We start from the raw sequence: 13,337 nt of genomic DNA on the forward strand, positions 1-13,337 counted from the left end.
GACCGTCGAGGTCTTCCGGGGTGTCACCTGCGACAACGGCGCCCCCATCGCCACCGTCGGGCCGTGGAGCTCCAGCGACGGCGTCCGTCCGGGCCACGTCAAGGGCGGCGTCCACGTCAAGAACGGAATCGTCGCCAGCTTCCGCGTGATCCACCACCACGGCCACCACGGTGGCGACAAGGGCGGCTACGGCGGCGACGAGGGCGGCTACGGCGGCGACGAGGGCGGTTACGGCGGCGGATACGACGACTGACCCGACCGCTCAACCCACACACAACCCCGGCCCGCCGGAATCGGGCCGGGGTTCCGTGTGTTCACGGCAACCGTTCCGTGCGTGCGCGACAACCGGGGGAAACGGCCGGGCACCCGGCGGCCCGGCCCCCGGTCAGCCGACGTTGACGTCGATGCAGGCGTAGAAGGCGTTGGCGGTGTCGGCGATGTTCCACACCGCGAGCACCTTCTGCTTGCCGGTCAGTCCGCCGAAGCTCACCTGATGGGTGACCGTCGCACCCGGCTGGGCCCCGTTGTCGTTGAACTCGGCGATCTTCCGGCCGCCGGCGAAGTACTGCCAGGTGCTCGTGGCGTGCCGGGCGGTCAGGACCCACTGGAACGACTGGGTCCGGCCGACCGGGGTCACCTTCCATCCCTTGGAGTCGTTGTCGAGTTCGGCGAACCGGCCGTTGCCGCCGCTGCAACTGGTCAGCCCCTTGGGGCCTTCCACGCTCTGCGGCTCGTACTTGATCTCTCCACAGCTCACCGTCCCGGCGGCGCACTGGGCCTGACGGCTCGGCGGCGACGAGATGTATCCGTGGGCGTCGGCGGAGCCCGCCGGGAGGGTCAGCGCCAGAACCGGCGCCAGCGCGGCTCCGACGACTGCGGCTGTCTTCCTTTTCGCGTGCATGCTTCTCCTTCACATGAGGCGTCGCTGCGCACGCCCGGGCCGTGGGGGCCCGACGACGGCAGGCCGGCCTCTCCGGTGTGGGGCCAAGAGGCGCGAAGGGCGGGGCAGGGCCCACCGGAACGCACACCGCGCGGTCGCGGGCGCCCGTCAGGCGGCCTTGCACTTGGACCAGACCATAGCCATCGCCGAGCCGCCGTCAAGGGTTGCGGCCGGCGGAGGGTTCACGGGGGCCGCTTCCGGACATCCCCGAACACCCGTCGGCCGGCTTCCGGAAGGCTCGCCCAGGGCGCGGGCTCCCGGGCGTCCACCCCGCGGGCGCCGACGCATGCGCCCGTGCCCGTGCCCGTGCCCGCGGGAACGAGGCCGGGGAGAGGCCGGTCACCGTACCCCCGGTTCGGGAACACGGCCCGGCGCGGCATCCCCGCGATGCTCGTCACCGGCGCCGCGTCACCACCCCGTCGCGCCGTCGATGCGCTCGCGCAGCAGGTCGGCGTGGCCGATGTGACGCGCGTACTCACCGACCATGTGCGGATGGACCATGCGCAGCGAGTACAGCTCGCCGGCACGGGTGAAGGTGTCGTCCAGGGATGCGTCGGCGACGATCGCCTCGGCCAGCCGGCACTCCTCCACGAGGCGGTCGCAGCCGTCGGAAGCGCGGGCCGGGTCCAGGTCCTCGAAGTCCGCGTCCTTCCCCTTCCCCGGGTCGTACATGGGGTCGAGGGCCTGACCGGCGAACCGCTGCCGGAACAGACCCGTTCGACCTTCGCCATGTGGCGGATCAGTCCGAGCAGCGTGAGGTTCGACGGCTCCACCGTCTCCCGCGCGAGCTGCTCTCCCGTGAACCCCGCGCACTTTTGTGCAGCAGCGTGCCGCGGTACCACGCCAGATAGCCGGTGAGCATCTCCCGTTCGCCCGCCACGAGAAGACCGGATACGCGCCGCACATCAGGTGCTGTCCATGTCATCCTCCGATCCTGCCCCGCCCGCGGAGGATCGGGCCGGCGAATTCGCCGGCCGCCGACGAACGGCCGGACACGCCGGGGAGCGGAAGCGCGCGACGCGACGAACGCCGCGCCGTGCCCACGGCGTTCCGGCGCCTTCCGGCACGGCCGCACCGAGAATGCAGGCGTGTCCACCGTCTCCTTCCCCACCGGGCGCGATCCGCGCACGGAATGTGCCCTGCTGCTCCTGTCGGCCGCCTCGGGGGCGACCGACGCGTTCGCCTTCGTCTGTCTGGGGCAGGTCTTCGCCGGGGTGATGACCGGAAACCTCGTGCTGCTGGGCGCCTCCGCGGTCGGCGTCGGGGAGCACGGGGTGGCCCTCGGGGTGATCACCGCGCTGGTCTCGTACGGCTCGGGGGTCGCGTGCGGGGCGTTGCTGACCGCGCGGCTGCGGTGGCCCCTGCCGATGACGCTGCTCGTCGAGGTGGTGCTGCTGACGGCGGGCGCGGTGCTGTGGGGGGCGGGTCCGCTCACGTCCGCCGGGGGCCGGCTGGGGCCGCTGGTACTCGTCGCCGCGGCCATGGGCGTCCAGGGGCGCGTCCTCACGACGCCCACGAACTACTTCACCGGCACGCTCACGTCCCTCGTCGGGCGCGCGGCGTCGCGGTCGTGGCGGCGGGAGGACCGCTGGGCGGCCGGCCGGCTGGCGGCGGTCGTGGTGGGTGCCGCCGTGACCGCGCTGGCGGTGCGGCTCAGGCCGGAGGCGGCGGCCCTGGTGGCGGTGGTGCCCGTGGCCTGCGCGCTGCTGATCGAGGCGGCCCCGACGCGACGGCCCGGCGGCTGAGCCCGGCACGGTGCCGGTACGGGTACCAGGAGTGGGCGGCGGCCGGGGCGCGGAGCCGGGGAGCCCCGGCCGGATCGGGGGTTTCCGGCCGGGGCGGTCGAGGGGTGGGCGCATTGCGCGACCCCACATAGATGAACGATAAACCATTGCCACTCGCTCCCGGGAATCACCCCCTCGGCGACGGGCGCCGGACCGCGAAGGGAGGCGCTCGCGCGCCCCCGCACGCCCCCCGCGCACACCCCATGAGCTGGGCGCACAACCTGGGCGCGCACGGCGCGACATGCATCCACCCTCGAGCGTCAACTTCCGTCAGATGAAAGGCTGTTCGACGAATCGACGCCATCCGCAGCCTATGGCATATGCCAGAAGCAACAACATGTCGAGTGTTGCCAAATCCCTTACGAGCCCCTGCGGCCTGTGCCACAGTCGTCTCCGGTCCACCTTTCAGACCTGGTCGCGCCGCGCCTGTATCGGAGTACGAGATGCCGTCCCATCTGTCCGCGGACCGCCCCGCCCCGCAGCCGCACGAACGTGACGCCGTCGACGCGCTGATCCACCGCGCCCGGCAGCTGCGCGGCGAGGTGGATGCCGTACGCCGCGACGCGGTCCTCGTCGACGAGGAGGACCCGCACACGCGCTGGCAACGAGCGCTCTGCGAACTGGCGGTCCACCATCTCGACGACCTCGGCACCCGACTGGGACAGCTGCGGGAGGGCCTCGGGCCCGACGCGCCGGACACCCCGCGCCCCCCCGGGCAGCCGTCCGCGAGGACTCCCTCCCGGACCGCTCCGCACGGTGGGGCGGCTCCGTCGGGAAGCGGCTCGCTCATCGGCAGGGTGGGCAGCGCCGAGTGGAACCTGCTGACGGACGAGGTCACCTGGTCCGAGGAGCTGTTCCAGATCTTCGGCAGGTCCCCCGACGCGGGCCCCCTCTCCCTGGACGAGCTTCCGTCCGTGCTGCTCCCCGAGGACCAGCCCCTACTGACAGCCCTGGTCACGGACTGCCTGGTGGACGGAAGGCCCATGGACGGGGAGTTCCGCATCCTGCGGACCGACGGCCGGACGCGCACGCTCCACATGATGGGCGAGCCGGTACTCGACACGGACGGCTGCACGGCCTCGATGTGGGCGGTGCTGCGGGACGTGAGCGAGCTGCGGCACAGCGAGCAGGCGGTGCGCCGGACCCGCGACGCGCTGCGGCGCAGGCAGCACATGGCGCGCACCGAGCGCCGGATGGCGGTCGAGCTCCAGGAGGCCGTACTGCCTCCGTGGCGCGGCCCGCTGCGGCTTCCTTCGCGGGGAGCCGGTGTGCTGGACGTCGCGGCCCACTACCTCCCGTCGGAGTCGAGCTCCCTGATCGGGGGCGACTGGTACGACGCCCTGGAACTGCCCGACGGCAGGACGATGCTCACCGTCGGCGACCTCACGGGGCACGGCGTCGAGGCCGCCTCCGCCATGGCGATGCTCCTGGGAGCGCTGCGCGGGATGGCCGTGGCCGGTGTCGAGCCCGGGGCTCTGATGGGGCACCTCAACCGGTTGCTCGAATCCTCCGTGCAGCCGGCCCTCGGCAGCGCCGTCTGCTGCCGCTTCGATCCGGCCACCGGCGCCCTCGTCTGGGCGCAGGCCGGACACCCCGCGCCGCTGCTGTTCCGCAACGGCGAGGGGCGCCCGCTGCCGTCGCCCGACGGGGTCCTCCTCGGCGCGGCATCGGGTGTCGCCTACGAGCAGGACGAGGCGCAGCTGCTGCCCGGCGATGTGCTGGTCCTCCACACCGACGGGCTGAACCGTCACGGCGACCGGGGTGCGGGCCCGGACGCCCTGCTCGCGCTGGCACCGCGCTTCGCGCGGGCCCGTACGGCACAGGAGTGCGTGCGCACGGTCGTCACGGAGTTCGGCGGCGCCGAGCCCCTGGACGACGCGTGCGTGCTGATCGCCCGCATCGGGGCGTAGGCACAACGGCACCCGTACGGGCACTCGAACGCGAACGCCGGACACGAAGCGGTACGCGGGAGAAGGATCCGCCCACGGAACTCGGTGTGCGGACGATCGCCGGCCGGACGGTGTTCGGTCGGACGGTGTTCGGTCGGGCGGTGATCGATGGGACGGTGGTGTCGCTTCGGACGGTGTCGGATCGGGCCGTGCTCGACCGGGCCGCGGCCGCTGTCTCGCGGTCGACGACCGGTGCCCGCTCCTCGCGGTGCCCCCGGGTCAGATCTCCGACGAGCGCCTGGGCTGCTTGATGACGGAGTGCTGCGGCATGGCGACCCGGATCTCCTCCCGCAGGTCCTCGATCTTCGCGTAACCCGCGTACTGGCCCGTCAGCCGGTACATCTCGCGCAGCCGGTCCCAGGTGCGGTGCGAGGAGGTCTCCCCCATCGTCACCAGGGCCAACCGGGCGTAACGGTCGGCCTGTTCGGGGTCGTCGGCGATGAAGCACGCCGAGGCGAGCGAGATGAAGTCGAAGATCTTGGACCGCTGGCGTCCGTTGGCCCGGAGTTCCAGCGCCTGCTTGGCGTGGCGCTGAGCCACCGTCGCCACCGACGGGTCGTGTTCGGCAAGGGTACGGAACGCCAGGGCCTGCATCCCGTGCAGATCCGCCTCGTCGAACATCTGCATCCAACTGGGCGGCGGGACGTCGCTCTTGTCCGAGACGAAGAGTTCCTCGGCCTTGCCGAGCGTGCGCCGCATCGCCTGTCCCTGCCCCATGGACGCCTGCGCCCATGCCTCGATGGTGCACAGCATCGCCCGGGTGCGCGGCAGAACCATGTCGCCCGAGCCGGACTTGGCGAGCTTCATCAGGTCCAGGGCGTCGTCGGGACGGCCCAGGTGGACCATCTGGCGCGCCGCCCGGGACAGGGCCTCGCCGGCGCGGGGACGGTCGCCGCCCTCGCGTGCCGCGTGCGCGGCGATGACGAAGTACTTCTGCGCGGTGGGTTCCAGGCCGATGTCGTGGGACATCCACCCCGCGAGCACCGCGAGATTGGCGGCGACGCCCCAGAGGCGACGCTGCAGGTGCTCGGGGTGGCGGTAGGCGAGCATGCCGCCCACTTCGTTGAGTTGCCCCACCACGGCCTTGCGCTGGAGTCCGCCGCCCCTGGAGGCGTCCCAGGCACGGAACACCTCGACGGACCGTTCGAGTGCCTCGATCTCCTCCGACCCGATGGGGGCGGCCTCGTACCGGTCGAATCCGGCGGAGTCCACGTGCAGCGGGTCATCGGTCCGTGGGACGTCGGCCGCCAGCACGGGGTCGCTGTGCAACCAGTTGTGCATGGGGCCGGTGATGGTCGATCCTGCGGCGAGCGCGGCGCCCGCGCTCACCAAGCCGCGTCGGTTGAGCATGAGGTCCATTCCCGTGAATTCGGTGAGGACCGCTGCCGTCCGCTCGGGCGCCCACGGCAGTCCGTCGGGGTTGTGCTCCGCCCCCGCCTCTCGCCGCTTCCCCACACGCCCGCGCCGGCCGAACCCGAGGTCCTCGATGGTCACGACACGACCGAGCCGCTCGGTGAACAGGGCTGCCAGCACCTTCGGCACCGGATCGCGAGGGGACTCGCCCATCTCGATCCAACGCCTCACCCGCGAGGTGTCGGTGGCCAGCTGCGAATGGCCCATGGCCGCCGCCTGCCGGTTCACCAGTCTCGCGAGTTCGCCCTTGGACCAGCCGGCGAGGCCGAACAGGTCGGACAGGCGGGTGTTGGGTTCTCCGGTCACGTCAAGCCCCCAGGTTCTCGGCTGTGTTGACAGTAGCCGCCTGTCACAGGCGTCGCGACTATTCGCCAGGGTTCGCCAGGGTGCGCCAGATGGTCTGCCACCCGTGATCCGGTGTCGGGTAGGAAAGCGCCACCCCGCCCGGCAGCCCTAGGTACTCCCCAGGGTGCCGAAGGGCCGCCGGACGGGGCGGTGCACGCAACTTGTCGGCGCACGAAGGGATCTGTCTCCCCCATGTACACAGCATCGTCCTCCGTGACCGCCCCGCCCCGGCCGCTCCGTCCCCTGGGGGCGGGCAGCGGGCCGTACCTCGCGCCGCACGCCGTCCCGTCGGCTTCCGGCGCGGTCCGGCCGAGGCGGCCGGCCGGGGTGGGCGGCGCGCCGCTCAGCGGACGGCTGGACCTGTCCGGTCCGCAGGGCGCTCAGCTGAGGATGGTGATCGCGTCGGTGCACCGGATCTGCCCGGAGTTCAGTCCGGTGCAGATCCTGCGCCGCAGCGGCCGTTCGGTTCTCCTGGTCGGCTCCACGGGGCGCACGACCGCGGTCGCCAAGTGTTTACTGGACCACTCCCCCGCGTGGTCGGAGCGGTTCCGCCACGAGATAGCGGCCTACCGCGCGTTCGTCCGGCACCGCCCGCCGGTGCGGGTGCCCCGGCTCATCGCGGCCGACCCGGACAACTGCGCCCTGGTGATCGAGCGGATGCCCGGCCGGGTGGCGGCGCTGACCCGGCACCCGGGGGAGGCGCCGCCCCGGGCCGACGTGCGGGCCGTGCTCGGCTCGATCGCGCGTGTCAACACCTGGCGCCCGGCTCCGGGACTGTTCGACGCACCCCTGGACTACGCCGCGCGGATCGCCCACTACCACGAGCTCGGTCTGTTCACCGACCGCGATCTGGGCGACCTGCGGAAGCTGCTGCACGGTCTGGCGGGCGGCCGTCAGGGCACGTGGCAGTTCTGCCACGGTGACGCACTGCTCTCCAACGTCCTGCTGTCGCCCACGGGTCCGGTGCTGGTCGACTGGGAGCACGCGGGCTGGTACCTGCCGGGCTACGACCTGGCGACGCTGTGGGCGGTCCTGGGGGACGCACCGGCGGCGCGGCGCCAGATCAGCCAGCTGGCACAGGCGGCGGGACCCGCGGCGCGCGACGCGTTCCTGGTGAACCTGATGCTGGTGCTGACGCGGGAGATCCGCACCTACGAGACGGCCGTCCAGCGGGCCATGCGGGAGCCGGGGACCGGAGGCGTCGTTCCGGACCGGCCGGGTGCGCTCTCGTCGAGCGAGGAACAGCGGCTGCTGCTGCGGCGGTTGCACGACGACTGCGCCATGGCCCGCCGGGCCGTTCGCGCCGCGGTCGGCACTCGCTGACCCTCCCGGGGGGAGACGCGCCGCGGGTCCGGTGCCGACACACCGGGCCCGCGGCGCGCTGCCGTGACGCGGGTCCTTCTCAGTGCGCGCGCACGATGTCCACGTCGGACGCCTTGACGAAGGCGATCCGGTGGCCGATCTGTACGGTCACGTACCTCTCCCCGCCCCGGAAGTACGTGTGGTCGTAGGGGTGCGAGGAATCGATCGTCGGGGCGTGGAAGTAGCCCGTGGGGGCCTCGCCGCCGCCGGGGTAGGACTGCCCGGCCTTGATGGTGTACCCGAGCGGTGCTCCCACCCGCTGGTCCGCGAAGTCCGCGGGATACTCCGACTTCTCCGGGTAGGCGACGCCGAACACCGGGACCTCGGCGCGTGCCTTCCTGGGCCGGACCACGTATCCGGCGGTGGGTGTGGTGGTCCGGGTGTGGGCCGGGGTGCGCAACCACGCCTTCTGGCCGTACCACCAGATCGCAGTCCAGCCGGGGACCCGGTCCGCGACGACGGCCCGCTGGGTGGCGCTGATCTTGCTGCCCCAGTCGGCGGCGCAGTTCGTTCCGGGAGAGCCGTCGGGGTGCAGACCGGGGTCGGAGAAGAGCGGCGCGTCGGCGGACGGCGCGGTGTGGAGCGGGACGGCGCTGGATCCCTGGACGGGCAGGTCCACGCCCTTCTCGCAGTCGCGGAACACCTGCTTGTTCTTCTTGAAGTCCGGGCTGATGGTGACGAGTTCGCCGCGGGCGGAGGCGGTCGGCACGGTGGGCCTGCCGAGCAGTGCCATGAAGCGGTTCCAGTCCCAGTACGGGCCCGGGTCCCAGTGCATGTTCCTGGTTCCGGAGGCAGTGGTGGGCGGTACGCCGTCGTGGCCGATGATGTGCTGGCGGTCGAGGGGTATGTCGTATTCGGCGGCGAGGTGACGCACCAGCTTCGCGGTGGAGCGGTACATCTCGGGGGTGTACCACTTGGCGCCGTCGACGGCGACACCCTCCTGCTCGATGCCGATGGAGTGGCTGTTGACGTACCAGTTGCCCGCCTGCCAGGCCACGTCCTTGTTCTTGACCATCTGGGTGACGTGGCCGTCGGAGGAGCGCACCACGTAGTGGGCGGAGGTCTGCTTCAGCGGGTTCTGGAAGATCTCGAGGGTGGTGTCGAAGTCCTCCTCGGTGTCGTGCAGAACGATGAACCTGATCTTGTTGGTGCGGGGTCGGTCGGAGGTGTCGTAGTTGCCGTACGTCTCCTTGTCGGCGGGGTCGCCCGTCTGCTCGTAGGCCGCCGGAACCCAGTCGCACGCGAGACCGCGCGGGCAGTCGGGCCGCACCGAGTCGGCACCGGCGTGTGTCGCGGGGGCGAGCAGTGTCATGCTCAGCGCGCCGGCGGTCGCCAACGCGGCCGCGAGTCGGGTCCTCTGCTTGGGCGTCATGGGCCTCTCCTGGAGCCGTGCGAGTGGGGCCGTACGTGTTCCGATCTCACTGTTCCGTGGTGCGCGCACACTCTCGGACGTGAGATGACAGCGCGTCAAGGGGTCGGCGCCGCCCGTCGACCGAGCCAGTGGACCAGACCACTGGCGCCCTCTCCGACCTGCGGAAAGAAGGAATCCACGGGAGGCCGGTGGCATCTCGATCCCCGCGTTCCGGGCGTCCCGGCCCGATCAGTCATCGGCGGGCGGGGACACCGCGCGCCCGGACGCACCATTCGTGTGACTAATTGCGGATGTGCGTGCCTCGAACGGCCGAAGGGTAGTGCTCGCGCGGACACCCGGTCCGTGCGGCGTGCGCACGGCGAGATCTCGGAAAGGCCCGACACACATGGCTCAGCCCTTCACCCTGCCGGACTTCTATGTTCCTCATCCGGCCCGGCTCAATCCCCATGTCGAGGAGGCGCGGCGGCACACCAGGGAGTGGGCGCGCGGCATGGGAATGCTGGAGGGTTCGGGCGTCTGGGAGGCGAAGGACCTCGACTCCCACGACTACGCGCTGCTGTGCGCGTACACCCACCCCGACTGCTCGTCGGAGGCGCTCTCGCTGGTCACCGACTGGTACGTGTGGGTCTTCTTCTTCGACGACCACTTCCTGGAGCTGTTCAAACGCAGCCGTGACCGCGAGGGCGGCAAGCGGTATCTGGACCGGTTGCCCGCGTTCATGCCGATGGGCCGCGGGTCGGCGATGCCCGAGCCGACGAATCCGGTCGAGGCGGGGCTGGCCGATCTGTGGGCGCGGACGGTGCCGGGCATGTCCGACGCCTGGCGGGGCCGGTTCGCCGTGGCGACGGAGAACCTTCTCAACGAGTCGTTGTGGGAGCTGGCCAACATCGACGAGGGACGCATCGCGAACCCCGTCGAGTACATCGAGATGCGACGCAAGGTGGGCGGCGCCCCGTGGTCGGCGGGTCTCGTCGAGTACGCGGCGGGTGCGGAGGTCCCCGCGGCCGTGGCGGACGAGCGTGCGCTGCGGGTGCTGCGGGACGCCTTCTCCGACGGGGTGCATCTGCGCAACGACCTGTTCTCGTACCAGCGCGAGGTCGAGGACGAGGGCGAGAACAGCAACGGCGTGCTGGTGCTGGAACATTTCCTCGGCTGCTCGACGCAGGAGGCGGCCGACGCGGTGAACGATCTGCTGACGTCCCGGCTCCAGCAGTTCGAGAACACCGTGCTCACCGAACTCGGCCCGCTGTGCGCGGAGAAGGCGCTGGGACCGGAGCGGACGGCGGCGGTCCTGGCGTACGTCAAGGGCTTGCAGGACTGGCAGTCGGGCGGCCACGAATGGCACATGCGCTCCAGCCGGTACATGAACGACGGTGGTAAGGCCGGCGCCCGGTCCGTGCCCGCCTTCGGCATGGCCGCGGCGTCGATCCGGCCGACCCTCCGCTCGGAGACGGCCCGGCTGCGCAGTCACACGCATGTGCCCTACCAGTACGTCGGCCCGTCGCTGCTGCCCGACTTCGAGCTGCCGTTCGACACGACCCTCAGCCCGCATCTGGAGGGTGCGCGGGTGCGGATCGTCGACTGGTCGAGGCGGATGGGGATCCTGGAGGCGCAGCCGGGTGTGCCGGGCTCGCACATCTGGGACGAGGAACGGCTCGTCGCGTTCGACCTGCCGTTGTGCGCGGCGGGGCTGCATCCCGACGCGACGCCGGGGGAACTGGATCTCGCCTCGCAGTGGCTGACCTGGGGGACGTACGGCGACGACTGGTTCCCGGTGGTGCACGGGCGGGCCCGCGACCTGACCGGGGCCAGGCTCGCCAACGAGCGGCTCTCGCTGTTCATGCCGCTGGACGGGGCCGGGACCCCCGAACCGGTCAACGCGCTGGAGCGGGGGCTCGCCGATCTGTGGGCGAGGACCTCGGCGCCGATGGACACGGGCGCGCGACGCGCGTTCCGGACGGCGGTCGAGGACATGACCGCGAGCTGGCTGTGGGAGCTGGCGAATCAGGTGCAGAACCGCATCCCGGACCCGGTGGACTATGTCGAGATGCGGCGCATGACGTTCGGCTCCGACCTGACGATGAGCCTGTGCCGGCTGGGCCACGGCCGGAAGGTGCCGGAGGAGATCTACCGCAGCGGTCCGCTGCGCTCGCTGGAGAACGCGGCGGCGGACTACGCGTGCCTGCTGAACGATCTGTTCTCGTACCAGAAGGAGATCGAGTACGAGGGCGAGGTGCACAACGGCGTCCTGGTCGTGCAGAACTTCTTCGGGGTGGACTATCCGACCGGGGTGCGGATCGTGTACGACCTGATGAAGTCGCGGCTGCGTCAGTTCCTGCATGTCGCGGAGCGGGAACTCCCGATGCTGTACGACGACTTCGGGCTGGACGCCGAGGCGAGGGAGATCCTGGCCGGATACGTGCTCGAACTCAAGCACTGGATCGCGGGGATCCTGATCTGGCACCGGGGCTGCCGTCGCTACCGGGAGCAGGACCTGCGGCGGGGCACCGGCACCCCGTGCCTGCTGAGCGGGCCCACGGGGATCGGTGTGTCGGCGGCGCGGGTGACGGCGTTGTTCGCTCCGCTCGCGGGCTGCCGCGTCTAGTGCTGCGACCGGAAGGTCTACCGGCTCGCGACGCCCGGCACGGCACCTCGCCGCGTTGTCGCATCACCCGAGTACGTCCAGTACGAGGGCGATCCTCCGCCTCGCGATGCACCGCACCGGACGCCGCGAGCTTCCCGGCAGACGTCTCCGGCCACAGCACCAGCGCGTGTTTCGAAAGTGGCGTCGTCCGCCCGAGGGGCGGGGCCCGCGGCGCGAGTTGGCCGGGCATCTTCCGCGTCCGCGCGACACGAGGCGCGCGGCCGCGGAAGGGACGTTTCAGCCCTGCTGGAACAGCTCGGCGGGCAGCGGCTTCAGGAGCGTGTACAGGTCGTCGGTGATCGGCCGGTCCCAGCTGGCGATGGTGACGAGCACGCCGTCGCTGCGGTCGAACTGGACGCAGGAGATACGGCTCTCGGAGAGCTTGATCCGGCGGACGATGAGCAGGTTGTCGCCCTGCATCACCGGCATGTCCTCGGTGCCGGTGACCTCGACCGGTTCGTCGTTCTCCAGCGCGAGCAGCAGCTGTGCGACCTCGAACGGGACCTGGCCCTCCTCGGTCTCGCGCGCGGGCGAGCCCTCCGGGAGGTTGCCGATGATCATCGCGGGGCCCCTGCCGCCGAACAGGTCGTAGCGCAGGAAGACGCCCTGGCAGCTCCCGTCCGGGGCGGGCAGCAGACCCGCGCCGAGGTTTCCGGGCCAGTCACCCGGGTCCATGGCCAGGACGTCGAAGTCGGGGCCAGCGGGTGTGGCGGCGCTGCGGCGGCGGAGGAAGGACATGCGGACATGGTACGTGTCCGGGCTCACGTCGCGGCGCCGGGGCCGCGCGGGGCGGGGCGTTCGGACGGGTCCGCCCCGGTGCCGGAGGCTCCGGCGTTCCAGTGGTGGGCGTACCCGTCGGCGTGGAGGTGGCCGGGCGAGGGGGCGTGCGACGTGGCCCGGCTGACGCTGACCAGGCGGGCGTAGTCCTGGGCGACGCCCCGCAGCAGGGCGTGCACGGCCTCCTCGACGTCCTCGTCGGTGGTGGAGCCGTGGCCGAACAGGGCGCGGTAGTGGACCAGGGAGGCCAGCAGGTCCAGGACCAGTTCACGGTCGACGTGTTCGCGCAGGTCACCGCGTGCGATGGCCGCGTCGAGGACCTGGGCCACCGCCTCGCGCGGCGGGTCGAACAGGGTGCGCATGAACGCCTCGTTCAGTTCCTCGTCACCGCCGCAGTCGGCGCGCAGCGCGGCCAGGGCATCGGGCGGCATGCGCCGGAAGACGGTCAGCTGCAGCTTGATCGCGTCGCAGAGGTCGCAGATCGTGCATCCGGTGTCCGGTGGCCGCAGATCACCGAGCTGGGCACCGAGCGCGTCCAGCACCAGCGCGGGAAGGTTCGGCCAGCGCCGGTAGACGGCGGCCTTGTTGGTCCCGGCTCGGCGCGCGATCGCCTCGATCGCGAGTCCCCCGTATCCGGCCTCGGCCAGCAGGGCCAGTGCCGCCGTCCGGACCGCTTGATCGATGCCCAGGTCCCGTGGGCGTCCCGCCCGCTGCTTGCCGTCCGCCATCCGACCAGGCTAACAATTAGATA

Annotated in this window: 9 protein-coding genes and 2 pseudogenes; 5 read left to right on the plus strand and 6 right to left on the minus strand. The window is 71.6% G+C overall.

Annotated features, from left to right (window positions below):
* Nucleotides 1-253 (plus strand): annotated as a pseudogene (locus AB0E67_RS22675) (hypothetical protein); the annotation flags it as partial.
* A gap of 132 nt (nucleotides 254-385) precedes the next feature.
* Here the strand turns inward: AB0E67_RS22675 and AB0E67_RS22680 are convergent.
* Both AB0E67_RS22680 and AB0E67_RS22685 read right to left on the minus strand, forming a co-directional pair.
* Nucleotides 386-901 carry a lytic polysaccharide monooxygenase auxiliary activity family 9 protein gene (locus AB0E67_RS22680; RefSeq protein ID WP_073791731.1) on the minus strand — a complete coding sequence of 172 codons (516 nt, stop codon included), beginning with the start codon at nucleotides 899-901 and terminating at the stop codon, nucleotides 386-388.
* Between the two features lie 447 nt (nucleotides 902-1,348).
* A pseudogene (locus AB0E67_RS22685) lies at nucleotides 1,349-1,782 on the minus strand (DUF664 domain-containing protein).
* Nucleotides 1,783-2,028: 246 nt separating this feature from the next.
* Between AB0E67_RS22685 and AB0E67_RS22690 the strand changes: the two are divergent.
* Both AB0E67_RS22690 and AB0E67_RS22695 read left to right on the plus strand, forming a co-directional pair.
* Nucleotides 2,029-2,685, plus strand: coding sequence for a YoaK family protein (locus AB0E67_RS22690; RefSeq protein WP_362029705.1), 657 nt, complete (start codon nucleotides 2,029-2,031; stop codon nucleotides 2,683-2,685).
* Between the two features lie 482 nt (nucleotides 2,686-3,167).
* Nucleotides 3,168-4,634: a SpoIIE family protein phosphatase gene (locus AB0E67_RS22695; RefSeq protein ID WP_362029708.1), complete on the plus strand. Its 1,467-nt coding sequence runs from the start codon at nucleotides 3,168-3,170 to the stop codon at nucleotides 4,632-4,634.
* 258 nt (nucleotides 4,635-4,892) lie between these two features.
* On the opposite strand, the gene AB0E67_RS22700 is transcribed toward AB0E67_RS22695, so the two are convergent.
* Nucleotides 4,893-6,392 (minus strand): hypothetical protein, encoded by a 1,500-nt coding sequence (locus AB0E67_RS22700; RefSeq protein ID WP_362029710.1) that lies wholly within the window; start codon nucleotides 6,390-6,392, stop codon nucleotides 4,893-4,895.
* Nucleotides 6,393-6,623: 231 nt separating this feature from the next.
* Between AB0E67_RS22700 and AB0E67_RS22705 the strand changes: the two genes are divergently transcribed.
* Entirely contained in the window at nucleotides 6,624-7,754 is a 1,131-nt protein-coding gene (locus tag AB0E67_RS22705) for an aminoglycoside phosphotransferase family protein (RefSeq protein ID WP_362029713.1), read from the plus strand.
* Nucleotides 7,755-7,833: 79 nt separating this feature from the next.
* Here the strand turns inward: AB0E67_RS22705 and AB0E67_RS22710 are convergent, their stop codons facing one another.
* Nucleotides 7,834-9,165, minus strand: a complete 1,332-nt coding sequence (locus AB0E67_RS22710) for a peptidoglycan recognition family protein (RefSeq protein WP_362029715.1) — start codon at nucleotides 9,163-9,165, stop codon at nucleotides 7,834-7,836.
* Nucleotides 9,166-9,550: 385 nt separating this feature from the next.
* Here AB0E67_RS22710 and AB0E67_RS22715 point away from each other — a divergent pair, with 385 nt between their 5' ends.
* Nucleotides 9,551-11,770, plus strand: a complete 2,220-nt coding sequence (locus AB0E67_RS22715) for a terpene synthase family protein (protein ID WP_362029718.1) — start codon at nucleotides 9,551-9,553, stop codon at nucleotides 11,768-11,770.
* Between the two features lie 276 nt (nucleotides 11,771-12,046).
* On the opposite strand, the gene AB0E67_RS22720 is transcribed toward AB0E67_RS22715, so the two are convergent.
* Both AB0E67_RS22720 and AB0E67_RS22725 read right to left on the minus strand, forming a co-directional pair.
* Entirely contained in the window at nucleotides 12,047-12,547 is a 501-nt protein-coding gene (locus AB0E67_RS22720; RefSeq protein ID WP_073789562.1) for a hypothetical protein, read from the minus strand.
* Nucleotides 12,548-12,570: 23 nt separating this feature from the next.
* Nucleotides 12,571-13,314 (minus strand): TetR/AcrR family transcriptional regulator, encoded by a 744-nt coding sequence (locus AB0E67_RS22725; protein ID WP_362029721.1) that lies wholly within the window; start codon nucleotides 13,312-13,314, stop codon nucleotides 12,571-12,573.
* Between the last annotated feature and the right edge of the window lie 23 nt (nucleotides 13,315-13,337).

The organism is Streptomyces sp. NPDC032161, from assembly GCF_040636995.1.
Taxonomy (GTDB): domain Bacteria; phylum Actinomycetota; class Actinomycetes; order Streptomycetales; family Streptomycetaceae; genus Streptomyces.